This is a genomic window from Actinomadura vinacea, from assembly GCF_039532545.1.
Lineage (GTDB): Bacteria > Actinomycetota > Actinomycetes > Streptosporangiales > Streptosporangiaceae > Spirillospora > Spirillospora vinacea.
In genome coordinates this window covers 216,972-240,333 of record NZ_BAAARW010000020.1, presented here as the reverse complement: position 1 = coordinate 240,333, position 23,362 = coordinate 216,972, and the positions used below count along the sequence as shown (strand labels likewise).

Here is a 23,362-nt window from a genome sequence, read left to right as displayed (position 1 = left end):
CCCCGGGCCAAAATTGATCATCTTGATGCGCGCCGCGGGTGGCGGCGGAGGAGGGAGCACGATGGGCGCGTACGTCGTCGTCGGGGCCGGTCTCATCGGTGCGGCGACCGCCTGGCAGCTGGCCCGGCGCGGTCACGAGGTGACCGTCCTGGAGCGCTCCACGCCGGCCAACGCCGAGGGCGGCTCGCACGGATCCGCACGGATCCTCCGGTACGGCTACCTCGACCCGTTCTACGCCCGGCTGGTCGTCGACTCACGGGTCGAATGGGATGAGCTGGAGCGCCTGGCCGGCGAGCGGCTCATCGACTCGACGGGCTCGCTGGACTTCGGGTCCGGACGGGACCCGAGGGCGCTGGCCGCCGTTCTCGGGCGGGTCGGCGTCGAGCACGAGCTGCTCACCGCCGCCGAGGCGGCCGCGCGCTGGCCGCGGTTCAGCTTCGACGACGGTGACGCCGGCGTGCTGTGGCATCCGGCCGCCGGCGTGATCGACGCGGAGACCGCGGTGTCGGCCATGCTGCGACTGGCGCGGGCCGCCGGCGCCCGGCTCGAGACCGGCCGGCCGGTGGCCTCGGTCGAGCGGGCGGGCGCCGGCCACCGGGTGGTGAGCGCGGACGGGCGTACCGAGGAAGCCGAGAAGGTCATCGTCACCGCTGGCGGCTGGCTTCCCGACCTGCTCGGCGACCTCTCACTGCCGGAGGCGTTCCTGGCCGGGTTTCCGCCGCTCCAGGTGATGCAGGAGAACGCCTACCACTTCCCTTACCGCGACGCCTCGGAAGGGAAGTGGCCGACGTTCATCCACAAGACCCCGGCCATCCTGGTCTATGGCCTGCCCGGCGGGCGCGACGCCGCCCGCCGGGCAGGCGGGGCCGGCCAGAAGGTGGCCGAGTTCAACGGAGGCAGGCCGATCCGGAGCGCGGCCGCGCAGACTGGCGAGATCGACCCGGTCAACCGTGAACGGGTCATCGCCTACGTCCAGCGGACCCTGCCCGGCCTCGTCCCCGAGCCGTACGCCGAGACGACCTGCCTGTTCACCAACACCCCCACGGAGGACTTCGTGATCGACACCGTCGAGGGAGTCACCGTCGCCTCGCCCTGTTCGGGGCACGGCGCCAAGTTCGCGCCGCTTCTCGGCCGGATCATCGCCGAGTCGGCATCGGGGGAGCGTGCGGCCCCGGAGCGGTTCCGGGTGGGCGGATGAGGCCGCGGATTCAGCCCTTACTGGGGCAGTTACGGAAGAGCAGCTCGTTTCCTCGCTTGTTGTTCGGGCGGTCCTTCTGGACGAAGAACATGACCTCGCCCGGCGCCCACGGGTCCGCGTCCAGCACGTACCAGTTGCCGGGGATCTTGTCCCGTCCGACGTTGACGTAGCCCTGCGGGCCCCCGCTGTCGTAGTTGAAGACGGTCGCCGTCACCTTGCGCTTCTTGATCCGTTCGAGGGCCGCGTCCACGGTGAGACCGCGAATGTCCAGGCAGTGCAGCGCCTCGCCCGGAGTGAACGCGCTGTTGGTGCTGTTGTACTGCTCGCCCGGACGCGCGGGCCGGCCGATGGCGATCGTGGCCTTGCCCTTGAAGCCGACCGGGACGCGCAGCCCGCGGACGCAGGTGTCGCCGCCGCCTCCGGAGTAGCAGCCCTTCTCCCTGATCTCCTTGATCTCTTCCCCGCCGTCCCGCATGACGACGCTGCCGGCCACGCTCGGCGACGCCGGGACCATGGAGAGATCGATCTTCAACCCGTGGGCGGCGAACTCCCGCCGGTAGCGCTGCGGATCGGCGGCCGGGTCCTGGATCCTGACCTCGATGTAGCGTTCGCGCCGGGTGAAGCTGAGCGCGGCGACCGGGCTCGCGGTGAACTTCCCGGGACGGACGCTCGTGGACGGATCGGGGGCCGGAGCCTTCCCCGGCGGGAGGATCAGCGCCGCCGCGGCGACCGCGCAGGCGCCCGCCGCGACGAGCGGGACGCCGAGGCTCCAGCGCCACCGGCGGCGGGGCGCCGGTGCCTCGGCCGCGGTGGCGGTGATCTGTTCGAGCAGCGCCTGCCGCGTCTCGGCCCGCACCGGCCGAACGGCCTCGTCGTCGCTGAGCGGTGCGGCCTGGCGGACCAGGGAGTTCAGTTCGTGGGTCATGCGGGCTCTCCCTTCGAGCGCGTGGCGAGGGCGTGGACGGTGAGGTGGTCGGCGCCGCGGCGTTCCAGTTGCCGGGCGAATCGGCGGCGGGCCCGGTGCAGCCTGATCCGGACCGCGTTGCGGGAGACGCCGAGCACGGCGGCGATCTGCCCGTTGTCGAGACCTTCCCAGCCGGCGAGGCCGAGCAGCTCCCGGTCGGCTTCGGCGAGTGCGCGGAAGGCCGCGCCGATCTCGGGACGGGCGGGATCCGGGGCGGCGGCCGCGGCCAGGTCGGCGGCGAGGTCCTGGCCGATCCTGGCGGTCAGGTCCCGCCGCCGCCGTTCCCCGCGCCGCTGGTTCGCCAGCGTGCGCCGTGCGACTCCGTAGAGGTAGAAGCGCGCGGCGTCGCCTCGCGGGACGTCGTCCAGGCGTCGCCACGCGACCAGGAAGGTCTCGGCGATCACATCCGCGGCGTCGTCGGGGTCGTCCGTGCGTCTGCGCACATAGCCCGTGACGTGTCCGAGGTGGGCCGCGTACAGCTCCTCGAACCGGGCCGAACGTTCGTCTTCCAAGCCATCTCCTTCCAGAGCGCCCCCTGCCGGGGCGCCGAGGACCGATGACGAGGAGATGTCCACCGGACGGCCGAGCATTTCACGCGAAAATGCTCGGCCGTGGAGCCGTCACGACCAGGCGCGGTCCTGCTCCTGCTCCTGGTAGCCGGACGCCTGGAGCCGGAACAGCCGCGCGTACAGCCCGCCGGTGTCCATCAGGGCGTCGTGCGCGCCGCGTTCGACCACCTCGCCGCCGGACAGCACCACGATCGTGTCGGCCTCCCGCACGGTGCTGAGCCTGTGCGAGATGAGCAGGCCCGCCCGCCCGGCGCGGTGCTCGCGCAGGCTCTGGTGCACCTCGTGCTCGGCCTCGGCGTCCAGGCCGGCGCTCGGCTCGTCCAGGATCAGCAGGTCGGTCCGGTCGCGGAGGAGCGCGCGGGCGAGCGCGACCCGCTGCCACTGCCCGCCGGAGAGCATCACCCCGGTGCCGGGATCGTCGTAGGCGGGCGTGTCGAAGGAGCGCGAGAGCATCGTGTCGTAGCCGCGCGGCAGTGCCGCCAGCGCCTCGTGGATCCCGGCCCGGCGCGCGGCGGCCACGATGCGGTCCCGGTCGTCGAGAACGCCGGTGTCGCCCAGGCCGATGTTGTCGGCGGCGGTGAGGTCGTAGCAGACGTAGTCCTGGAAGACCCCGCCGATGCGGCGCCGCAGCTCCTCGACCGGCAGCTCGCGCAGGTCGACACCGTCCCACAGCACCGTGCCGCGGGTCGGGTCGTAGAACCGGCACAGCAGCTTGACCAGCGTGCTCTTCCCCGCGCCGTTCGGCCCGACCAGCGCGGTCGCCCCGTCCGCCGGGATCGTCATCGAGACGCCGCGCAGCACCCACGGCAGGTCGTCGCCGTAGCGGAACCAGACGTCCCGCAGCTCGATGCCCGTGCGGAGCGGGCGGACGGCGCCGAGCCCTTTCCGCGGCCGCGCCAGATCGGGCTCGGTCCCGACCACATGGCGGTAGTGGCCGAACAGCAGCATCGCCTCGTGCGTGCGGCCCGCGCTGCTGATCAGGATGGCCAGGCCGTCCTGGACGCCGGCGACGGCCGCGACGAACATCGCCACGTCGCCCACGGTCAGCCGGCCCTGCCGTGCGGCGTTCACCGCCCACACCAGGCCCGCCCCGGCGACCACCGCGCTCAGTGCGCCGTGCGAGCCCTGGACGAGCAGTTCCCGGCGGTCCATCCGGCTGCGCTGGTCGTTGATCCAGCGCAGCTCGGTGAGCATCCGCGCGCCGAACAGCCCGCCCAGCCCGTACAGGCGGACCTCCTTGGCGGCGCTGGTGCTGTTCAGCAGCTGGGCGTAGAAGAACTCGCGGCGGGTGGCGTGCCCGAGCCGTCCATGGACGCGGGCCCGGTAGCGGCTCAACCGGAACTGCCCGTGCAGCGCCACCAGCCCCGCGAGCCCGACGGGCAGCAGCATCCACGGGTTCAGGACGGCGAGGGTGCCGAGGAACCCGCCGAGCATGAGCGTCCCCTGGACGCCCGCGAGTGCGCCGCCGACCACCTCCGCCGGCCCGGACGACCCGGTCTCGCCGGCGAGCGCGAGCCGGTCCTGGAACCGCGGGTCCTCCAGGTGCCGCAGCCCGGGCAGCCGTGCCACCGCCGCGTAGAGCCGCTGCCGGCAGATCAGGTCGATGGCCCGCTGCAACTCCGCCTCCACGTAGGGGACCGCGTGCGGCAGGACGGCCGCCGCCACACCGGCCAGGGCCAGCAGCAGGACGGGCACCAGCAGCGGGCGCCCCGGATCGGCGAGCCCGTCCAGGACCGTCTTGGTCAGCCAGGCCAGCGCCACCGGGACCGCGCTCGCCACGACGGCCAAGGCGACGCGGAGCAGCAGCCGCCCGCGCCCGGACGACCAGGCCAGCTCCGCCACCGCCCGCAGCGAGCCCGCCGTGTAACGCGGCTGTTCCTCGTTCATCCAGGGCTCATACGGGGGTGCCGTCGGGGACGGGGACGCGTTCGGCGAGCGCGTAGCTGGCCACCATGACGTCCTCGGCCAGGACGGCGAACGCCGGAAGCGCGCCGACGCCGAACGCCCGGATGAGCGGTCCGCCCTCTTCCTCCTCGGTCAGCACCCGCGCCACCGGTGCCAGTTCCGCGCACATCTCCTCCCGTCCCGGGCCGTTGCCCAGCACCACGGCCAGGACGCGGTCCCGGCCGCCGGGCGCCGACCCGGCGCGGGCGACGAACTCCGGGAGGCTGTGCTCGCATGACTGGCACCCGGGCGCCATGAACGCCATCAACGTGGACCCGCGCAGGTCGGCCCTGGACACCGGCTCGCCGTCCATGGCGGTCACGGTGAAGTCGCCGACCCGCTCGCCAGGCTCCACCTCCAGCGGCGGGGGGAAGCCGGGGGCAGGGGCGCGGCCCCGCTCGGCCAGCAGCCGGCCCTGCTCGTTGAGCCGCCGGATCACCGCGAGCGTGAGCACGATGTTGGCCAGGCACAGCACGCCGACGACCGTGATCGCGGCCGTGGACACCGTCATGGGCTCTCCTCGCTGGTGACGGCCAGGGGGCGGACGAGGTCGATGATCTCCTCCAGGTCGATCAGCAGCAGGGCGGCCGCCGCCCCCGCGAGCGCGGCGAGCGCCGCCGCCGCGTCGGCCGGTGGCGGCCCGTCCCCGGCGAGCGCCGTCACCGCACCGATGGAGGCGGCCGTCAGCAGCACCAGGTTCCGCACGGCATGCGGGACGCCCGGCGGACGGCGGCCCGCGCCGAAACACCGGCACGGCACCCGCACCCGGCGCCGGATCATCGACACGACCGCCACGGTGAAGACGGCCAGCAGCAGCACCGCGGCCAGGAAGCCGATCGGGACGAGCGGCGGGACCAGCAGGGCCGCCGCGGCGGCCGCCTCGGCGATGACGGCTCCCGCGGCGACCGGTGCGGCGAGCGCCGCCGGGACCCGCAGGGCGCCGGACAGCCACCGCCGGAAATCCGCGAAGGCGTCCCGCCCGGCGGCCTTGGCGGCGCAGGAGCGGGCGAACGTGACCGCGACGACCGCCTGGCAGCCGATCGTCAGGTAGGGCATCGCGTCGGCCACGCCGCCCGCTCCTTCCTTCGATCCTTCAGTACCCGATCTCAGTACCCGATCTGTACCGCGTCGCCGCGCTGGAACGGCCCGCCCCGCGTGAGCAGGTCCGCCATGTGCGAGCCGAGCGGCAGGTCCAGGTCATGCTGCATCCACATGAACTGGCCGGCCGGGTTGACCTCCAGGAACACGTGCTCGCCGTCCGGCGTGACGATGAAGTCGACCGCGGCGTACACCGCGTTCAGCTCCGCCAGCAGCGCCTGGGTCCTCTTGACGACCTCCTCCGGCAGCGGGTGGTACTCGCCGTAGGGCAGGACGGCGACCTCGCCCGCCTCGCCCCGCCAGTCCACCCTGGTGGAATCCATCTCCTGCGAATTGATCGTCACCGGGAAGTAGGTGTTCCCGATCACGGTGAGCCGGACCTCGTAGGCCTTCTCGACGTACTCCTGGAACATGCACATCGTGTGGCCGACCCGGTCCAGGTTCTCCTTGATCTCGTCGCCGACGACCGCGGTGAGCAGTCCGCCCGGGAACGCTCCCGGGTAGTGGATCACGCCGCCGATCTGCGATTTGTAGACGATCCGGGTGTCGGCCCGCGCCAGCAGGCCGGCCACCTCCTGCGGATCGTTGGTGAGCAGCGTCCGCGGTACGCGGAGCCCGAGCCGCTTGGCCAGCTCCAGCTGGTACGGCTTGAGCTCCCCGGTCGCGTCGATGTCCGGTCGATTGACCCAGAGGCAGTCGGTCGCGCGCAGGATGCCGCCGATGGCCTGCATGGCCTCCTTGCGCGCGAACAACTTCTCCGGCTCCGGCATGTCCGGCCCGAAGTCGAAGCCGGTGGGGCGGCGGTACCACACCGCCGAGAGCCGGTCGAGATCCAGCTCCCGGTCCTTGTGGCGCAGTATCCGCCGGCCGCCGTCTCCGAAGTCCGAGGTGGTGAACGTCAGCCGGCGCGGGAAGTAGCTCAGGTCCACGCGCACGACCTCGGTGCCCCGTTCGGACAGGGTCGTGATGACCGGATCGACCGTCGGGTCGAATTCCTGGGTCAGGATGAGGACCCGGGGATCGGATGCGCTCATCGGGTCAGGCGCAGGTGTCGTCCCGGCACCGGTCCGTGCCCTGGTAGCAGCTGGTGTTGGTGTAGGTGGCGATACCGGCCGTGGGCATCCCGGGCGGCGCGACCCAGGTCTGGGTGTTCTCGTCGTAGTGGCCGGGCATCCGGTCCGCGGTCTGGCCTTCCCAGTCGACGGAGTACAGGTAGGCGAGCGGCTGCAGGTGCGGGTCGGCCGGCGCCTGCGGCTCGACGCGCACTCCTTCGAGGAAGGAGAGCGCGGTGTGCAGCGGCTCTCGGGTCAGGGTGTCGGACATGGGCCAACCTCCTTCGTCACCGCGTGCGCGGCGACCGTCGGACCTACCGTCCTGGCGGGGCTGCCATGACGGAGCTCAAAGGCGGGGGGCGGGACGCTCAGGGCGGGGGCGAGCCCGACGGCTCGGTGATGCCGATGATCCCGTTCACCTCGCCGGAGAACCGCCACACCAGCCCGGTCTCGTCGAAATGCCCGGCCGTGAAGACGAGGTCGTGCTCGGGCTCCCCCTCGGAGACGACCTCGTAGAGATAGCCGAGTGGTGTGCCGCGGGCATGCCTGCGGTGCGCACGGACGTCCGCCGGAACCGCCCGCACCACCATCGAGCCCTCCAGGAGTTCCGGACGATCGAAGCGGAGGAACGCCCGGCCGCCCGGGAGCGGGTGCTCGTCATGTTCGATCATGGACGCATCGTCGCCGATGACCGCTCTCAGGCCGCTCTCAGTCCGCTCTCAGCCGGTGCCGGGACCGCGCAGGGCGCGGTAGCCGAGCGTGGCCCGCACCAGCCGCGCGCCGAGGTCGTGGAATCCGTGCGCCGCGGCCTGCTCGATGACCGTTGCCAGTGCCTCGTCCTCCGCCTCGAACCAGACCGGCGGCCCGGCGGAGGCGGCGAGTTCGCGCGCCGCCCGCTCGGCGCGGTGGAGCCAGCCGCCGAACGCGCGGCGCAACGCCGCCTCCCGTGCCAGGGGCCGCTCCATGGCCAGCGCCAGTTCTCGCGCGTGGAGCCTGAGCAGGTCGGGCATGCCGTACCGGATCTGTCCCGCGGCGTCCTCGCCCAGGGGATCCAGCAGCGCGGCCTCCGCGAGTGCCTCCAGGTGCGCGCGCGCCGCGTCGGGGACGGTGCCGAGCGCGGCGGCGGCGGCCCACTCCGGGAACGTCGCCGTGCGCAGCAGCCCGAGCAGCCGGAACGCGCGCCGGTGGGCCAGGCCGAGATCCTGGTAGTTCTCGTGCAGCCGGTTCCGTACCGCTATGCCGCGGACGGCCAGCTCGTCCATCCTGCGGTGCTCGGGGCGCAGGTGCTCGGCGAACCGGCCCAGGCTCGACCCGGGCCGGCGGGCGAGCCGCATCCCGGCGATGCGCACCGCCAGTGGCAGCCGGCCGCACATCCGGACGATGTCCGCCGCGGCCGGGTCGCCGTCCACCCCGTCCCGCCCCGCGGCGCGGCCGAGCAGCGTGACGGCCTCGTCGCACGGCGGCACGTCCAGCCTGAGCGTGCGCGCCCCGGTCAGCCCGGCGAGCGGGACCCGCCCCGTGACGAGCACGGCGCAGCCGGACGTTCCCGGGATCAGCGGACGCAGCTGCGCGTCGTCCATGGCGTCGTCCAGGAGCACCAGGACGCGGCGCCCGGCGGTGCGCGACCGGAACAGCGACGACCGCTCGTCCAGGGACCGCGGGACGTGTTCGTCGTCCACCCCCAGGTTCCGCAGGAACCCCGACAGCACCTCCGCGGGATCCACGGGCCGGGAACCGGGCCCGCGTAAGACGGCGTACAGCTGCCCGTGGACGAACAGCGCCGCGGCGCGGTGCGCCACGTGGACGGCCAGGGCGGTCTTGCCGACACCGGCCGTCCCGCAGATGACCGACAGCAGCGGCCCGCCGCGGCCGTGGCCGGACAGCAGCGGGCCGCTGAGCGCCGCGACCTCGTCCCGGCGGCCGGTGAAGTCGCAGATGGCCGCCGGCAGCTGCCGCGGTACCGGGACGAGGCCGTCATGGCCGTGCAGCGCCGCCGCGTGCGCGTCCAGCACCTCGCGGGCCGGGGCGACGCCCAGTTCGTCGGCCAGCCGGCGCCGCACCCGCTCGACCTGGCGGAGCGCCGCCGCGTTCCTGCCGCAGGCCGCCATCAGCCGGATGAGCCGCGCCTGCAGGGGCTCGTCGTAGGGGGCCGCGGTCGCGACGTCCTCCACCAGGGCGATGGCGTCGGCGGGCCGGTCCAGCCGGAGCGCCAGGTCGGCCAGCGCGGCCGCGCAGTCGATCCGCGCCTGCTCCACCTCCCGCACGGCCGGGTCGTCGGCGACCGGTTCGGGACGCCCGCCCAGCACCGGCCCGCGCCATTCCCGGAGCGCGGCCGCCAGCAGGACGAGCCCGCGCTCCGGATCATTGGTGCGGGCGTACGCGGCGACCCGGACACGGAACCGGCCGATGTCGACGGCCGCGTCCGGCACCGCGAGCCGGTACCCCGATCCCGCGTGCTCCAGCCGGACGCCCGGCCCCGCAGCGGTGCGCAACCACGTCCGGAGCCGGGTCGCGGCACATTGGAGGGCGCGGCGGCTGCCCTTGTCCGCGCCCCAGGCCAGGGTGAGCAGCCGGCCCTCGCCCACGATGTCCCCCGGGGTGAGGAGCAGTGCGCTCAGCAGCGCGCGCACGCTCGGCCCGGGCAGCGGGACGAGGCGTCCGCCGGCGCGCACGGCCAGTTCCCCGAGGACGAGGAATTCCACGCCGTCCGGATCGCGGTGGCCCGGGTCCTCGGCGGGATCGGCCATCGACAGCGCCCTTCGTCGTCCCAACCAAGATGAACGTAGGACGCTTCCGAATACCGATCAAGGAGTTCTGCGCGGCAATTCTCCTTTCTGCTGCCCGGCACGATGACGAGTGACCTTCCGTGCGCGAAGGGTGGTCGCGAAAATGGTCGTCGGCGCTTCCCTGGTTTCGTGATAAAGGCGGCTCCGCGCGCCGGGCGACGGCGTTCGCAGTCCTCCGGCCGAGATATCGGCCGGAGGACTCCGGGCATGCGGGGACCTCAGGTTGGGGTCGGCCGTCCTGGGTAGGGGATGCCGAGCACGGCCGTTGCGCCCGTGAACGGGCGTAACGACGAGGGGGCAAGTCATCGGGGGGTGCCGTGCGAGTACGTTGGCGACGGCGCGTGCGTATGGTGCGTTGGCCCGCGGGAGTGGGCCTTGCCGCGTTGCGGTGGCTTCGAGGCTCTCGCGGGGCGCCGCGAGGGCGGCTCGGCGCGGGGGTGGTCTCCGAGATCGAGCGGATCCCACATCGAGGCGGTGACCGGATTCAGAACCCGCGGCAAGGCGTCGGGCCGGCGTTCCAGCGGCGCTACACGATCCGGATCTCTGACAGCGCCCTGACCGCGGCGCAATTGATGAGCTGTCTGTGCGAGGACCTCAACGTCGCGTCACCGATGGAGTTCGCCGTCTTCGACAAGATATCGGGGGCCGGCCCCCGCCTGGACCTTGGGGACGAGTACGACGTCCACATGCCGGGGCCATGGAACTGCCCGGTGCGCGTGGTGGAACTCGACCCGCTGTCATTTCGGTTCGCGACCCTGGAGGGCCACGTTGAGGCCGGGGAGATCGAGTTCCGGGCGACGGACACCAGGGAGGGCGACGTCGTATTCACGATCGAGTCATGGAGCCGAAGCGGCGATCGGCTGGCGGACGTGCTGTACGACAGGTTGCACATAGCGAAGGAAATGCAGCTGCACATGTGGACGCACTTCTGCTCCCGGGTCGGCGAGCTCTCCGGCGGCCGGGTGATCAGCAAGGTGGAAGTCCATACCGAACGAGCGGAGGTTCTCGGGGACACCAGGCTCCGGGCGCGATTTCTGACCCGCGCCGCCACCGCGGTGTTCACGAAGGGCTTCTCCATGGCGGCGCGACTACGTGGCGGTCGCCCGCTGCACACCAGCGGGCTCGTGTTCGATGCCACATTGCATCTGCATGGGACTTCCCGGTTCTGGGGCGTCCCGCTCCTGGACGACACCGCCGAGTGGCGGGGCATCGCGCGGCTGTCACGATCGGTGGGCCTGCCGCCTCCGCTGCCGGACGTGCTGGGGTTGGCGTTGCGTTGGCGGCAGCCCGCGGACACCGCCTCGCGGCTCGGCGGCGGTGCAGCGGAGGACGGCGAGCTCACCCTCGCGGAGCTGCTGCTGGCCACGACCGGGCGCAGCGTGCTCGGCCGACACCTGCTGCGGCCCGCGTCCAGGTGGAGTCCGGCCTTCTACGGTTCCCTGCTGCCTTACGCGGCCGGTGATCGCCGCATCCTGCTGGGCGCGGTCACGCAGTCGGCTCGGACCATCCCGGCCGGCGACGCGGCGCTCGCAGGCGCCGTCGACGAGCGGCCGATGCTGCTGGAACTGGTGGTGGCGACCGAGTTCGGCCCGTGGGAGCAGTTCGGCGAACTGTTGCTCACCGGCCCGGCGCGGAGCGACGACGGTGAACCGATGCGTTTCAATCCCGCCTGGCGTCCCATCCCGGGATTGCCGCCCGCCGGGGTTCTGCAAAAGGTACGGGGACCCGGTTACGCCGCCGTTCAACAAGTCGACCGCCGTGCCGGCGCCACCAGGCTTTGAACGTCGCTGACACTTCGCCCGGAGAAAACACTGCCATGGGAGGAAGCACCCGCGTTCAGCGGCGACTGCGGCGACTCTACGCCGAGCTACAGAATCGGCCGCTCAATTTCGATCCGCACGACCTGCCCGCGGAAACCCCGGGAACCGGCTGGCACATCGATGACTATCGCCAGGCCCTGCCGCCCGAACCGCCCGGCCCGCCGATCGCAGGCGGAAGTTGGGAGATCGCCCGTCGCCTGGTACGGGACTACGAGTTCGCCGATCCTGCCATCATCCGGCATGCCTACAGGTCGGACGGTCCCGCGGCCGGCCGCGACATGCTGCTCGAAGGCCGGTTCTACGGGCTGCGCTTCCACTTCGGGGTACGGGTCGGAGGCCTCGTCGACGGAGTCATCGAGCATGACGGACGTCGGGTGAGGGTGTGGGGTTGGAACTACCGGACGCTGCAGGGACATCTCGAACGTGGCCAGATGGACCAGGAGGTGCGTAAGTGGCTCGACACCGGGGAGGTGGAGTTCCACATCCACGCCCTCTCGCAACGCGCGCCCATACCGAACCTGGTCGTACGTCTGGGCTTCGTGCTCTTCGGCCGTGCCACGCAGGTCAGGTTCCACAAGCGGGCGTGCCGGCGCATGGAGGCGCTGACGGTGGCCGCGCTCGCCGCGCAACGGCGCGCGCCGACGGAAGGAACGAACTGATGGCCGAAGAACGCCAGATCTTCACATTCCGTTTCACCCGCGCATACCGTTTCGCGGCGCTGCCGTTCGGAGTCACTCCGAAGTCCGCACGGGTCATCGTGACGGATGCCGTTATCGACATCCGGTTCGGGCCGTGGCGTCTTGCGACAAACCTGAACAATGTCGCAGAAGTGGAGGAGGTCACCGGTCCCTATGCGTTCTTGAAGACCGCCGGACCGGCACACCTGTCCCTGGCCGACCGCGGTGTCACTTTCGCCACGAATAGCGAAGGCGGTGTGTGCATCCGTTTCCGCAGTCCGGTGCCGGCGATCGACCCGCTCCGCCTGGTACGCCATCCAGCGGCGACCGTGACAGTAGAGCACCCTCGGTCGCTTGCCGCCCGTTTGGTTTAGGCGAATTCCTCGCCGAGAACGCCGGACGGCCTCACCTCACCGTGCCTGGGTGAGGCAGGTTCCACCACCCTGGCCAGGTGTAACACCGATGCCTCCGGGGAGGGCAGCGACGACATCGCGCGAACGGGATTTCGCGGCGCCCGGCCGCGGTGGCGGATTCGGACCGCGGGGACGAGGCAGGGCATGGATCAGTCGGACGTCGTCATCGTCGGTGCCGGTGCGGCCGGTCTGTCGCTCGCGTACCACCTCGTCGAGATGGGCGGTCCCGGAGCGCCGCCCACGGTGACGCTGGTGGAGGCCCTTGACGGGCCGCTGCGCCCGCCCGACCGCACCTGGTGCTTTTGGGAGAAGGGTGAGAGCGAGTACGAGGACGCCGTCGCCGCGTCCTGGCGGCGGCTGCGGGTGCTGGGGAGGGACGGCCGCGCGATCACGGACCGGACGTGCCCTTATCGCTACAAGATGATCCGTTCGGCCGGGTTCCGGGACCTGATGGAGCGCAGGCTCGCCCGGCACGCTGAGGTGCGCATGGTACGCGCCGACGTCGACGTGGTGCGCGACACCCGCGGCGGCGCCGAGGTCATCGGCACGGCGGCCGGGGGACGGCGGCTGACCATGCGGGCCCGCTGGGTGTACGACTCGCGTCCGCCTCGCGACCTGCCGCGGGCGCGCAGCACGCTGCTGCAGCACTTTCGCGGCTGGTTCGTGCACACCGAGGCGCCCGCCTTCGATCCGGACGTCGTCCTGCTGATGGATTTCCGCACCCCTCAGCCACGTCATGGGGTCTCGTTCGGCTATGTGGTCCCGCTCGGCACGACAGAGGCGCTTGTGGAGTACACCGAGTTCTCCTCGGCGCCGCTGAGCGAGGACGCCTACGAACGCGCGCTCCTGCACTACACCTCGGAGGTGCTGGGCCTGGGTCCCTTGCGGATCCGCGGCCACGAGCAAGGCGTGATCCCCATGACCGACGCCGTGTTCCCTCGCCGGGTGGGACGTTCGGTGTTCCGCATCGGCACGGCAGGCGGCGCGACGCGCTCCGCCACCGGCTACACCTTCGCGGCGGTGCAGCGCCAGAGCCGGGCCATCGCCGCCGCCTATCGGCGAGGGGCCGTACCGGTGCCGCCGCCGCCGTACTCCGCCCGCGTCCGCGCGATGGACGCGGTCCTGCTCAGGCTCCTGGCACAGGGCCGGGCGGATGGCGCGGAGTTCTTCACCGGCCTGTTCGAGAGGACGCCCATGGCGCGCCTGCTGCGCTTTCTCGACGGCGACACGGGGCTCCTGGACGACATCGCGATCGGCCTGCGCACCCCCGTCGGACCCATGCTGCGCACGGCCGCGGAGTTGCCGCTGGTGCCCCGCAGGCGTCGCCCGGCCCGGACCGTCCCGGCATCTCGTGCACCTCGTGAGGAGGTCACATGAACCTGCTGCGCGACGCCGAACTCGCCGCCGCCTTCGATCGCGCCGCGCGAAGCTATGACCGGCTCGTGGCGGCCGATCCCTGCTACCACGCCGGTCTGCGCCGTTCGGCCCGCCGCCTCGCCCTGCCGGACGGCGGTGCGGGGCGGCGAGTGCTGGACCTGGGCTGCGGCACCGGCGCGTCGACGGCGGCACTGCTGCGGGCCGCCCCGCACGCGGAGATCGTCGCGGTCGACGCCTCGGCCGGGATGCTCGAACGTGCCGCCGCCAAGCGCTGGCCACGCAACGTGCGGTTCGTGCACGCGCCCGTGGAGGAGTTGGCCGGAGCAGGTGTCGGAGGCGGCTTCGACGCGGCGTTCGCCGCCTACCTGTTGCGGAACGTCACCGACCCGGATCGGGTCCTCGCCGTGATCGGCGGCCTGCTGACGCCGCGGGGGCGGCTGGCCGTGCACGACTACGCGCTCAGCGGGAGGCTTTTGCACCGGACCGTGTGGACGGCGGTCTGCCGCGCGATCATCGTCCCGGCCGGGACCGTCACCGGTGACGCGAGGCTCTACCGCCATCTGCGCCACAGCGTCGCCGGCTTCGACACCGCCGCCGCACTCGGCGAGCGCGCCGCCCGGGCCGGATTCCAGGACGTCCGCGTCCTGCCCATGCCCGCCTGGCATGCCGGGATCGTGCACACCGTCGTCGGGCGCGCGGCGGCGGACCGGCCGGCGGCGGGAACGTGACGGGCCGGACCGGCCTCCCGCACCGCGGCAAGGACCGGCGCGCCGCCGTGATCACCGCGTCCGCCGGCCGTGACCGGTTCGCCGGCCACGCGCCCGCCGTCGCGGTCGTCGGCGGGGGCATCGCGGGCCTGGCCGCCGCGACCGTCCTCGCCGAGCGCGGGGCGCGGGTCACCCTGTACGAGCGCGAGGCGGTGCTCGGCGGACGGGTGGCCGGGTGGCCGGTGACGCTGGCCGACGGTCGCCACGCCACCATGACCCGCGGATTCCACGCCTTCTTCCGCCAGTACTACAACCTGCGCGGCCTGCTGCGCCGGGCGGACGGGGGTCTCGGCATGCTGACGGGCCTGCCGGACTATCCGCTCCTGCACGGCGACGGCAGGTTCGACGGCTTCGCCAGAGTGCCGAGGACGCCACCGTGGAACGCGCTGGGTTTCGCGGCGCTCAGCCCCAGCTTCCGCTGGCGGGACCTGGTCCGGATGAACGCGGCGGCGGCGCTGCCACTGCTGGACGTGCGCGTCCCGCAGATCTACGAAAGGCTCGACACCACCGGCGCCGCGGAGTTCCTGGCCCGGATCAGGTTCCCCGAGGCGGCCCGGCACCTGGCCTTCGAGGTCTTCTCGCGCAGCTTCTTCGCCGAACCGGAGCGGCTGTCGGCCGCCGAACTGGCCCTGATGTTCCACATCTACTTCCTCGGCTCGGCCGAGGGACTGCTGTTCGACGTGGTCCGCGAACCCTTCCCGCAGGCGCTCTGGGAGCCCCTGGGCACCCACCTCGCCGGACGCGGGGTGCGGCTGCGGCCCGGGACCGGGGTGGAGCTGATCCGGCCGCAGGCCGGCGGCGGTGTCGAAGTCCGGGCCGATGGGGCCGGCGGCCGCTATGCCGCGGTGGTCCTCGCGCTCGATGTCGAAGGGCTGCGCGGCCTCGTCGCGCGCTCGCCCGATCTGGGCGACCGGCCGTGGCGGGAGCGCGTCGAGCGGCTGCGCACCGCGCCGCCCTTCCTGGTGTCCCGCTTGTGGCTGGACCGCCCGCCGCACGCCCGCAGGCCCCCGTTCCTCGGTACCAGCGGTTTCGGGACGCTCGACAACGTGAGCGTGCTGGACCGGTGGGAGGGCGAGGCCGCGCGCTGGGCCGCGCGCACCGGCGGATCGGTCGTCGAACTGCACGCCTACGCGCTGCCGCCGGCCTGTGACCGCCAAGCCGAGGAGGACCGCCTGGTGGCCCAGATGCACCGCGTGTATCCCGAGACGCGCGCCGCGCGGATCATCGACACCCGGCATCTGTGGCGGGAGGACTGCCCGCTGTTCGCGGCGGGGAGCCACCGGGACAGGCCGACGGTGCGCACCCCGCATCCGGACGTGATGCTGGCGGGCGACCTGGTTCGGACGGACCTGCCGGTGGCGCTGATGGAGCGGGCCGCGACCAGCGGCTTCCTGGCGGGCAACGCGCTGCTGGCCCGATGGGGCGTACGGGGACAGACGCTCTGGACGGTTCCCCGCACGGGCCGCTCGCGGCTGCTGCGCAAGATGGTCACCCTGGCCGGCCGTTCCTGACGTGGCGCAAGCTGCCCGAACGCGCCGCCCGCCGTGGGCGCGGCCCGCGACGCTCAGCCCGGGAACCGCCCCGACGCGCGCAGCCGCCAGCGGCGTTCGGCGTAGGCGAGATCGTCTCGCCACAGCCGTCCGGCGGCCCGCCGCATCAGCGGACGCAGCAGGGGGGCCATGGTCCGGGCGGCCGCGAAGCCGGGGCGCTCGGAGGCGGCCAGCACCGCCTCCACGACGGCGGTCCGCGGGTCGCCGTTCATATCCCGGCCGAGCGGCGTGGCATGCGTCTCCACCACCGAGGTCCGGCCTTCGCCCTGGATGATCTCCATGACCACCGTCCGGGGGCCGGGAGCGGTGAACCGCGCCCGGACGGGGACGACGGCGCGGCCCGCCACCCTGAACGCCACGTTCACCACGAAACCGTCGTCCGCGGTGCCCGTCGTCCCCTCGGCCGGTGCCTCCCGTACCGACAGGTCGACGAACGAGTACGGATGCAGCCAGCCGCCGTGCCATGGATCGAGGCGATTGGCGATCACGTCCTCGGGTTCGCAGACGCCCTCCGCGTCGTACACCGCCTCGATGGAACGCGCGGGGTCCGGCCGGACCGGCAGCACCGGGCGTTCCAGCGGCGGTTCGCCGCCGAGCCTGTCGAGCCGCACCCAGGCCAGCACACCGTCGTCGTAGGCGGGATAGGGCTCCCAGCCGGCGCGCGGGGTGCCGTCGAGGGCGAGCCCGTGCCAATGGCAGACCACCCTGCCGTCCAGGACGCGGGCGTCTCGCAACGGGGCCCCCAGATGAGGACAGGCGCCCGGGCCGGCCCGTAACCGCCCGTCCCGGTCGCGCCAGGCGACGACCTCCAGACCGTCGACGGTGTGTCCGTTGGGGCGCCCCTCGCGGCCGATGTCCCCGCTGGCCCCCAGGACGTACCAGTTTCCCGACGGCCGGGCGGTGGCCCGTTCAAGGGCGCTTGCGATGATCGAGGGCCTGGCGTCCCGCCAGGTGGCCCGCTGGTCCTGCCAGCGGGTGGGACGCCGCAGCCGTACCGGCAGGCGCGGGCGGCGCGGCATGTCCCCGGAGGCGGTCATCGCAGTCCCTTCGACGCGGCCGCGGTGTGCCGGGGGAGGCCCGGCCGCAGGACGCGGCTCCGCAGCCGGACGGCCCCCACCCGAGCGGCCCCGCCGAGCGCCACCACCGCCCGCCGCCGGCGCGGCACCACGGCCCGGCGGTGGAGCACCGCATGACCGTCCGCCTCGATCATGCGCAGAATGTCGTGGTAGAGGATGTACGCCGTCCGTACACACGGGCGCGAGGCGGGCTGCAGCATCTCCAGGCCCGGCGCGGCCTTCCGGTAGACGCCTTCGGCGAGGTCGGCGGCGGCTCTCAGCGCGGACCGGATCCTTCGATCGGATCTCGCGGTGTCGCGGCTCCAGCGGAGCAGTTCCCGGTCCACCCCGTGAGCGCTCAGCAGATCCTCGGGCAGATAGACCCGGCCCCGGTCGAGGTCCTCGCCCACATCCCGCAGGAAGTTGGTCAGCTGGAAGGCGACGCCCAGGGCCGCCGCATGGGGGGCCGCCTCCGCCCGTGGCACCACCGTGCCGAGAACGGGCAGCAGTTGCAGCCCGATCACGGCGGCCGAGCCGTGCATGTAGACCTCCAGGTCGGCGTAGGTGCGGTAGCGGGTGACCACCAGATCGCTCCGCATGGACGCCATGAAGTCCGTGAAATGCCGAGGGTCGATGTCGTAGGCCGCCGCGGTGTGCGCGAGCGCCCGGACGACGGGTTCGGTGCCGGTGCCGCGGCGCAGCCCGGCGGCCAGCTGCTCCTCCAGCCTCCGCAGGGCCGCGGCGCGCTGCCGGGGCGTGGCGTCCCGCTCGACGTCGTCCACTATGTCGTCGGCCCAGCGGGCGAAACCGTACAGCGCGTGGACGGCGGGACGGCGCGCCGCCGTCAGCAGCCGGGTGGCGAGGAAGTAGGTTCGGCCGTGCCGGGCGTTGAGCCGCCGGCAGTGCGCGTAGGCGGCGCGCAGGACCGGGTCGGTGATGCCCGCCGCGTCCAGTTCCCGTCGTGTCATGGTGACCGGTTCTTCCGGTGCCCGGCCCGCCAGGTGAGGCGGGCGGCGGCCAGCTTCCCGGAGATGAGCACGGTGGGGACGCCGACTCCAGGTGTCGTACCGCAGCCGGCCAGGACCGCGTTGCCGACGCCCCGTACAAGGTTGCGCGGCCGGAACGGGCCGGTCTGCGCGAGGGTGTGGGCCACCGAGAAAGGCGTCCCTGCGGTATGCCCCAGCGCCGTCCAGTCGGCGGGGGTGATCAGGCGTTCGCTTTCGATGGCGGCATCGAGGCCGTGGAGACCGCGGCGTTCGAGTTCCGCCACCAGCCGATCGCGGTAGCGCGGCGCCAGCGGGCCCCAGTCGCGGGCGCTCGGGCCGATGGCGGTGTTGGGGCAGGGCGCCAGGATGTAGAGCAGCTGCCTGCCCGGCGGCACCAGCCCCGGGTCGCTCGCGGTAGGGCGGGTGATGAGCAGTGAAGGATCGCTCATGACGCGGCCGGTCCGAGTGATCTCCTGGAACGTGCGCTTCCAGCCGTCTCCGAAGGAGATGGTGTGGTGTGCGAGCCGCGGCCACGTGCGATCGGTGATCGCGTGCAGGACGACCGCCGAGGGCGAGTGGCGCAGCGCCACGACGCGGCGCGGTTCGCGTCCCAGCAGGCGGTACGCGGCCGGCAGTTCCAAGGTGAGGATCACCGCTTCACAGCCGATCCGCTCGCCCGCGGAGGTGCGCACGGCGACGATCCTGTCGCCGCGCCGTTCCAGGGCGGTGACCTCGCTGCCCCAGCGGAACTCGCCTCCCGCGTCGGCCGCCGCGTCGGCCATGGCCCGTGACAGGGCGTGCACGCCGCCGCGCGGGAAGTAGACCCCGGCCACGGTGTCCATATAGGCGATCACGGCGTAGGCGGCCAGGGCGCGGTCGGGCGGCACCCCGGCGTACAGGGCCTGGAAGGTGAACGCGCGCCGCAGCCGCTCGTCCTTCATGAACCGGCCGATCTGCGCGTTCATGCGGCCGAATCCACGTAACGCGGCCAGTCTCGCCAGATCCGGGGTGAGCAGCTGCAGCGGGGAGTCGAAGTTGGCGTCGATGAACCGGCGCATCTGCACGGTGTACAGGTCGCACAGCCAGGCCCGCAGTCGCCGGTAGCCGGCGGCCTCGCGGGGACCGGCGAAGCGGCGGATCTCCTCTTCCATCGCCTCCGCCCGGGTGTGGACGTCCAGGGTGGATCCGTCGGGGAACGACATGCGGTACGCGGGGTGCAGTTCGACCAGCTCCACCCGGTCCGCGAGCCGGTCGCCGACGGCCTGGAACGCCTCGTCGGCGACATGCGGCAGCGTCAGCACGGTGGGACCGCCGTCGACGAGACACCCGCCCAGCTCTAGTGGCCCGGCCCGGCCTCCGGGCCCATGGGAACGTTCCACCACAGTGACTCGGCGCCCCGCTCCCAGCAGGTGCAACGCAGCCGACAATCCGGCCAGTCCGGCCCCGACGACCACCACATGATCGCCGGTGCGCCCGGTGGCGTGGCCGTGCGGCATCGCGGCACTCCCTGTACGCGTTCGGCGGGGCCGTCCAGGGCCCCTGGATGGTGCTGAGGAGTCGGTCTCCCGCAGCGCGAGGCGCGATGGCATCGCCCCATGGACCTGGGCTTTCTGCCCTCCCCGCACCGGTTGAACCGCACCGGTCGAGCCGCTGCCAGGCGATGGAACCTCACCATCTGGATATTCCGGTAGCTTCAGACGATCGAAGAGCCTTGGACCGGAGCGGGAAGGCGGTCGGGGATGGCGCTGAGGGTGGGCATCACAGACGCGGCGGCCAGGCAGGCGGCGGCGGGTCTGGGAGGGACACCGGTCCAGGCCCGGGCCTTTCTGGAGAAGCAGGTGCGCGGCGCCGCCGGCCGGGTGGTGACTTCGGACCAGCTGCCCGCTCCGCACAAGGGAAAGCGCAGCAAGTCCGACAGGTTCCTGCTCATCGACGGCATGCTGATCCTGCCCCTCGCCATGGACAGGCGTGACCCGGGCGGCTTCACCGCGACCGCTTGCGTGTTCCTCGACGCGTACCTGCGGGCCAACGGGCGCGGCAAGGGGCACATCGATCCGCTCACGTTGACCGGTGCCGAGCTGATGGAACAGGTGCGGCTCACCGAGCACGCGGTGATCCGTTACCGGCAAAGAGCCGGCGGCCCGCATGCCGGTCGTGACCAGATGCGCCAGGTCCTGGGACGTGACGCCAGGGCGGTACGGCGCCGGCCGCGGTGGACCAACTCCAGCAACACGGCGGACTTCTTCCTGCTCGCGGGAGGGATCGACGGCGAAGAGGAGTTCTGCCTGCCGATCTCCCGGCAGGGGGGAAGCGGGAAGCCGTTGGTGGCGATGACGTGCCTGCACCGCAGCATGCCCCTGTTCGAGCTGTCCTCGGCGGAGTTGGCGGGACGAGTCGCCTTCACCAAGGACGTGATGGAGGCATTCGACCGGCTGTTTCCTGGTGAGGGGACCGCCGCGGCACGCTTCACCAGGGTGATCGCGCTGCACGGCAGGTTGGAGTGGCGCCCTCCACGTGGGCATACCGGTCATCAAGGCGCCCGGTTCTACGTGGTCGCGGGCCAGGTCTTCATCCCGGTGGCGTGGAAGAAGAACTCCAAGGTCCCGCTGCTCGCGCTCGGCGTGGAGAGCATTCGCCTGCCGCTCCTCAAACGTCTCACCGCATGGTTGCGCCGGCGGTTCTCGCCACGGGTCACGGCCCCGCCGCGATCGCGGTGAGGATGCCGGTTCTGAGCGGGCGCGGCCCTTGGGGGCCGCGCCCGGTCGCGGGGTCAGACTCCGGCGGGGACCTTGTCCAGGAAGCCGTAGACCTTGGCGACGCGTCCGTCCGGGGTCAGGACCGCGACGTCGAAGCCGACGACCATGGCCTCGCCGCCTTCGGGCCCCAGTTCCCAGGTGAAGCGCGCGATGTCGTGGCCCTCGGCGGTGGCGATCGGGTCGGTGTCGGCCTTCGGCATGGCGGCCCGCAACCGGCCTGACGCCGGTCACCCCGTGACCGGAATCTGATCGAACCGACCGGCGCGGGGTTCGCGTCGGGCGTCAGCCGGCGATCTGGGCGAACAGGTCGTACAGCCGCCGCGAGGTGGGTGCGGCGAGCAGTTCGGCGCGGTAGCCCGGGTCGATCAGGCGGCGACTGAGCAGCGCCAGGATGCGCAGGTGCTCGTCCCCGGCCGCCGCCTCCGGCACGCCGATGAGGAAGACCAGACGGGCCGGTTCGCCGTCCAAGCTGTCCCAGTCCACGCCCGCCGGGACCCGCGCGAACGCCACCGCGGGCCGCGTGATCGCGTCGCTCTTGCCGTGCGGGATCGCGATGCCGTCGCCGATGCCGGTGGTGCCCTCGGCCTCCCGCCGGTGCACCGCCGCGACGAACGCGGCCCGGTCGGCGACCAGGCCGGCGTCCGCGAGCCGCCCGGTCAGCGCCGCGACGGCCGCGTCCTTCGTCGCGACGGCGATGTCGCCGGCGATCAGGTCCTCACTCAGGTAGTCGGTCAGCTTCAAACGGCCTCCGCCTGCCGCACGGCCTGCGGGACCGGCCGCTTGAGGACCAGCACCGTCGCCGCCGTCACCGCGATCCCGGCCAGCGCCGCGACCAGGAACATCGGCACCCCGCCGATCGCCCCCAGGACCGCCACCACCGGCCCGCCGTGCGGCACGTGGTCCAGCACGCCCGCAGTCGCGGCGATCGCGCCGCCGACGATGCCGCCCGCCATGTTCGCGGGTATCACCCGCAACGGATCGGCCGCGGCGAACGGTATGGCGCCCTCGGTGATGCCGACCAGCCCCATCGCGAGGGCCGCCTTGCCCGCCTCCTGCTCCTCGCCGGTGAACCGGTCGCGCCGGATCAGCGTGGCCAGCCCGAGCCCGAGCGGCGGCACGCAGATGGCCACCGCGCACGCGCCCATGATGGTGTACTCGCCCTGCACGATCAGCCCGGCCCCGAACAGGAACGCCACCTTGTTGACCGGCCCGCCCATGTCGAACGCGATCATGGCGCCCAGCACCGCGCCGAGCACCAGCTTGGAGCCCCGCATGTCGCGGAGCACGCCGGTCAGGTCCTCCATCAGCCCGCCGATCGGCTGCCCGATCACCCAGATGAACAGGGCCGCGACGACCAGTGTGGACAGGATCGGGATGACCAGGATCGGCATGATCGGCTTGAGCATGTCCGGGACCCGCCAGGACTTGATCCAGCGGGCCGTGAAGCCCGCGGCGAACCCGGCGATGATGCCGCCGATGAAGCCCGTGCCCGCCTCGGAGTCGTAGAACGTCCCCGTCGCCGCCACGTACCCGCCGATCACGCCGGGCGCCAGCCCCGGCCGGTCCGCGATGGCGTAGGCGATGTAGCCCGCCAGGATCGGGACCATGAACTGGAACGAGGCGACGCCCACCTCGTTGACCTTGAACCAGAACGAGCCCTCCGGGATCTTCAGCCCGTCCGGCGTGGTGTTCCCCGCCACGGCCAGCGACACCGCGATGAGTAGCCCGCCCACCACCACGAACGGGATCATGTAGCTGACCCCGTTCATGAGGTTGCGGTAGACGAAGCTGCGCTCCTTGGCCTTCTGGCTCGGCGTCTTCGGCTCCGGGCCGCCGGGCGCGGGCCCGTCCGGCGGCGGCGCGGCCAGCGCCTGCTCGATCAGTCCCGCCGGATCCTTGATCGCCGCCGCCACCGACACCTTGATCAGCCGCTTGCCCGCGAACCTCGCGGTGTCCACGTCCTGGTCGGCGGCGATCACGACCGCGTCCGCGGCCTCGATCTCCTCCGCCGTGAGCTCGTCCTCGACCCCGATGGCCCCGTGCGTCTCGACGCGCACCCGGTGTCCGTGGTCGGCCCCCGCCCGGCTCAGCTTCTCGGCCGCCATGTAGGTGTGCGCGATACCCGTCGGGCACGCGGTGATCGCAACGACCCTCACCCGGCACCTCCTTGTGGGAACGACCCAGGCGGCTTGATCATCCGTCGCGTTCAACGGCGCGTCAACAGCTCGGGCGGTAACTCCTGGTCAGGTCGGCATCACGCACACCGAACGCGGCTGCGAGCCGTTTCGTGGCGGGTCGTAGTCTCGAACTCACCGGCGGATGTGCGGTCAGCCGGGTAGCAGTCGCGGTC

23 protein-coding genes are annotated in these 23,362 nt (G+C 72.7%); 8 read left to right on the top strand and 15 right to left on the bottom strand.

The annotated features are described in order from the left end of the window. Positions 1–61 precede the first annotated feature (61 nt). Positions 62–1,198 (top strand): FAD-dependent oxidoreductase, encoded by a 1,137-nt coding sequence (locus ABD340_RS25520; protein ID WP_344592209.1) that lies wholly within the window; start codon positions 62–64, stop codon positions 1,196–1,198. A gap of 10 nt (positions 1,199–1,208) precedes the next feature. On the opposite strand, the gene ABD340_RS25515 is transcribed toward ABD340_RS25520, so the two are convergent. The 9 genes from ABD340_RS25515 to ABD340_RS25475 form a co-directional block, all read right to left on the bottom strand. Continuing rightward, positions 1,209–2,123, bottom strand: coding sequence for a hypothetical protein (locus ABD340_RS25515; RefSeq protein WP_344592207.1), 915 nt, complete (start codon positions 2,121–2,123; stop codon positions 1,209–1,211). Beyond that, complete coding sequence (locus ABD340_RS25510) at positions 2,120–2,674, bottom strand: RNA polymerase sigma factor (RefSeq protein WP_344592205.1); 555 nt, start codon at positions 2,672–2,674, stop codon at positions 2,120–2,122. Before ABD340_RS25510 ends, ABD340_RS25515 begins: the two co-directional genes overlap by 4 nt. A gap of 108 nt (positions 2,675–2,782) precedes the next feature. After that, positions 2,783–4,618, bottom strand: a complete 1,836-nt coding sequence (locus ABD340_RS25505) for an ABC transporter ATP-binding protein (RefSeq protein ID WP_344592203.1) — start codon at positions 4,616–4,618, stop codon at positions 2,783–2,785. Positions 4,619–4,625: 7 nt separating this feature from the next. Then, positions 4,626–5,186, bottom strand: a complete 561-nt coding sequence (locus tag ABD340_RS25500; protein ID WP_344592201.1) for a TlpA family protein disulfide reductase — start codon at positions 5,184–5,186, stop codon at positions 4,626–4,628. Beyond that, positions 5,183–5,743 (bottom strand): MauE/DoxX family redox-associated membrane protein, encoded by a 561-nt coding sequence (locus tag ABD340_RS25495; protein ID WP_344592199.1) that lies wholly within the window; start codon positions 5,741–5,743, stop codon positions 5,183–5,185. Before ABD340_RS25495 ends, ABD340_RS25500 begins: the two co-directional genes overlap by 4 nt. A gap of 38 nt (positions 5,744–5,781) precedes the next feature. Beyond that, positions 5,782–6,807, bottom strand: coding sequence for an MvdC/MvdD family ATP grasp protein (locus ABD340_RS25490; RefSeq protein WP_344592198.1), 1,026 nt, complete (start codon positions 6,805–6,807; stop codon positions 5,782–5,784). A gap of 4 nt (positions 6,808–6,811) precedes the next feature. Next, complete coding sequence (locus tag ABD340_RS25485) at positions 6,812–7,096, bottom strand: hypothetical protein (protein WP_344592196.1); 285 nt, start codon at positions 7,094–7,096, stop codon at positions 6,812–6,814. Positions 7,097–7,193: 97 nt separating this feature from the next. Then, positions 7,194–7,496: a hypothetical protein gene (locus ABD340_RS25480; protein WP_344592195.1), complete on the bottom strand. Its 303-nt coding sequence runs from the start codon at positions 7,494–7,496 to the stop codon at positions 7,194–7,196. 48 nt (positions 7,497–7,544) lie between these two features. After that, a complete protein-coding gene (locus ABD340_RS25475) occupies positions 7,545–9,596 on the bottom strand; it encodes an AfsR/SARP family transcriptional regulator (RefSeq protein ID WP_344592194.1) in 2,052 nt (683 codons plus the stop codon). Between the two features lie 587 nt (positions 9,597–10,183). Between ABD340_RS25475 and ABD340_RS25470 the strand changes: the two genes are divergently transcribed. The 6 genes from ABD340_RS25470 (at position 10,184) to ABD340_RS25445 (ending at position 16,176) form a co-directional block, all read left to right on the top strand. After that, positions 10,184–11,392, top strand: coding sequence for a DUF1990 family protein (locus ABD340_RS25470; RefSeq protein WP_344592192.1), 1,209 nt, complete (start codon positions 10,184–10,186; stop codon positions 11,390–11,392). A gap of 35 nt (positions 11,393–11,427) precedes the next feature. Next, positions 11,428–12,090, top strand: a complete 663-nt coding sequence (locus ABD340_RS25465; protein ID WP_344592191.1) for a DUF1990 family protein — start codon at positions 11,428–11,430, stop codon at positions 12,088–12,090. Then, the gene (locus tag ABD340_RS25460) at positions 12,090–12,482 is read left to right on the top strand and encodes a hypothetical protein (protein WP_344592190.1); all 393 of its coding nucleotides are present in this window, start codon (positions 12,090–12,092) and stop codon (positions 12,480–12,482) included. The genes ABD340_RS25465 and ABD340_RS25460 overlap by 1 nt, the downstream gene beginning before the upstream one ends. Before the next feature lie 183 nt (positions 12,483–12,665). After that, entirely contained in the window at positions 12,666–13,898 is a 1,233-nt protein-coding gene (locus ABD340_RS25455) for a lycopene cyclase family protein (RefSeq protein ID WP_344592189.1), read from the top strand. Then, positions 13,895–14,626, top strand: a complete 732-nt coding sequence (locus ABD340_RS25450; RefSeq protein WP_344592187.1) for a methyltransferase domain-containing protein — start codon at positions 13,895–13,897, stop codon at positions 14,624–14,626. The genes ABD340_RS25455 and ABD340_RS25450 overlap by 4 nt, the downstream gene beginning before the upstream one ends. Continuing rightward, entirely contained in the window at positions 14,623–16,176 is a 1,554-nt protein-coding gene (locus ABD340_RS25445; RefSeq protein WP_425547437.1) for an FAD-dependent oxidoreductase, read from the top strand. Before ABD340_RS25450 ends, ABD340_RS25445 begins: the two co-directional genes overlap by 4 nt. Before the next feature lie 53 nt (positions 16,177–16,229). On the opposite strand, the gene ABD340_RS25440 is transcribed toward ABD340_RS25445, so the two are convergent. From ABD340_RS25440 to crtI, 3 genes are read right to left on the bottom strand one after another with little or no spacing between them, the layout of a single operon-like run. Further along, positions 16,230–17,252 (bottom strand): Rieske (2Fe-2S) protein, encoded by a 1,023-nt coding sequence (locus ABD340_RS25440; RefSeq protein WP_344592185.1) that lies wholly within the window; start codon positions 17,250–17,252, stop codon positions 16,230–16,232. Then, on the bottom strand, positions 17,249–18,238 hold the full coding sequence (locus tag ABD340_RS25435) for a phytoene/squalene synthase family protein (RefSeq protein ID WP_344592183.1): 990 nt from the start codon (positions 18,236–18,238) through the stop codon (positions 17,249–17,251). The genes ABD340_RS25440 and ABD340_RS25435 overlap by 4 nt, the downstream gene beginning before the upstream one ends. Then, positions 18,235–19,752 (bottom strand): phytoene desaturase family protein, encoded by a 1,518-nt coding sequence (gene crtI / locus ABD340_RS25430; protein ID WP_344592182.1) that lies wholly within the window; start codon positions 19,750–19,752, stop codon positions 18,235–18,237. Before crtI ends, ABD340_RS25435 begins: the two co-directional genes overlap by 4 nt. Before the next feature lie 243 nt (positions 19,753–19,995). Between crtI and ABD340_RS25425 the strand changes: the two genes are divergently transcribed. Then, on the top strand, positions 19,996–20,973 hold the full coding sequence (locus tag ABD340_RS25425; protein ID WP_344592181.1) for a hypothetical protein: 978 nt from the start codon (positions 19,996–19,998) through the stop codon (positions 20,971–20,973). Between the two features lie 53 nt (positions 20,974–21,026). On the opposite strand, the gene ABD340_RS25420 is transcribed toward ABD340_RS25425, so the two are convergent. The 3 genes from ABD340_RS25420 to ABD340_RS25410 form a co-directional block, all read right to left on the bottom strand. Further along, positions 21,027–21,212 (bottom strand): hypothetical protein, encoded by a 186-nt coding sequence (locus ABD340_RS25420; RefSeq protein ID WP_344592180.1) that lies wholly within the window; start codon positions 21,210–21,212, stop codon positions 21,027–21,029. A gap of 82 nt (positions 21,213–21,294) precedes the next feature. After that, positions 21,295–21,753, bottom strand: a complete 459-nt coding sequence (locus ABD340_RS25415; RefSeq protein ID WP_344592179.1) for a PTS sugar transporter subunit IIA — start codon at positions 21,751–21,753, stop codon at positions 21,295–21,297. Continuing rightward, on the bottom strand, positions 21,750–23,168 hold the full coding sequence (locus tag ABD340_RS25410; RefSeq protein ID WP_344592178.1) for a PTS fructose transporter subunit IIC: 1,419 nt from the start codon (positions 23,166–23,168) through the stop codon (positions 21,750–21,752). Before ABD340_RS25410 ends, ABD340_RS25415 begins: the two co-directional genes overlap by 4 nt. Positions 23,169–23,362 lie beyond the last annotated feature (194 nt).

Coding starts and splice junctions, on each gene's coding strand:
- ABD340_RS25520 (WP_344592209.1), top strand. CDS start 62: ATGGGCGCGTACGTCGTCGTCGGGGCCGGTCTCATCGGTGCGGCGACC.
- ABD340_RS25515 (WP_344592207.1), bottom strand. CDS start 2,123: ATGACCCACGAACTGAACTCCCTGGTCCGCCAGGCCGCACCGCTCAGC.
- ABD340_RS25505 (WP_344592203.1), bottom strand. CDS start 4,618: ATGAACGAGGAACAGCCGCGTTACACGGCGGGCTCGCTGCGGGCGGTG.
- ABD340_RS25500 (WP_344592201.1), bottom strand. CDS start 5,186: ATGACGGTGTCCACGGCCGCGATCACGGTCGTCGGCGTGCTGTGCCTG.
- ABD340_RS25490 (WP_344592198.1), bottom strand. CDS start 6,807: ATGAGCGCATCCGATCCCCGGGTCCTCATCCTGACCCAGGAATTCGAC.
- ABD340_RS25485 (WP_344592196.1), bottom strand. CDS start 7,096: ATGTCCGACACCCTGACCCGAGAGCCGCTGCACACCGCGCTCTCCTTC.
- ABD340_RS25480 (WP_344592195.1), bottom strand. CDS start 7,496: ATGATCGAACATGACGAGCACCCGCTCCCGGGCGGCCGGGCGTTCCTC.
- ABD340_RS25470 (WP_344592192.1), top strand. CDS start 10,184: ATGAGCTGTCTGTGCGAGGACCTCAACGTCGCGTCACCGATGGAGTTC.
- ABD340_RS25465 (WP_344592191.1), top strand. CDS start 11,428: ATGGGAGGAAGCACCCGCGTTCAGCGGCGACTGCGGCGACTCTACGCC.
- ABD340_RS25460 (WP_344592190.1), top strand. CDS start 12,090: ATGGCCGAAGAACGCCAGATCTTCACATTCCGTTTCACCCGCGCATAC.
- ABD340_RS25455 (WP_344592189.1), top strand. CDS start 12,666: ATGGATCAGTCGGACGTCGTCATCGTCGGTGCCGGTGCGGCCGGTCTG.
- ABD340_RS25450 (WP_344592187.1), top strand. CDS start 13,895: ATGAACCTGCTGCGCGACGCCGAACTCGCCGCCGCCTTCGATCGCGCC.
- ABD340_RS25440 (WP_344592185.1), bottom strand. CDS start 17,252: ATGACCGCCTCCGGGGACATGCCGCGCCGCCCGCGCCTGCCGGTACGG.
- ABD340_RS25435 (WP_344592183.1), bottom strand. CDS start 18,238: ATGACACGACGGGAACTGGACGCGGCGGGCATCACCGACCCGGTCCTG.
- crtI (WP_344592182.1), bottom strand. CDS start 19,752: ATGCCGCACGGCCACGCCACCGGGCGCACCGGCGATCATGTGGTGGTC.
- ABD340_RS25425 (WP_344592181.1), top strand. CDS start 19,996: ATGGCGCTGAGGGTGGGCATCACAGACGCGGCGGCCAGGCAGGCGGCG.
- ABD340_RS25420 (WP_344592180.1), bottom strand. CDS start 21,212: ATGCCGAAGGCCGACACCGACCCGATCGCCACCGCCGAGGGCCACGAC.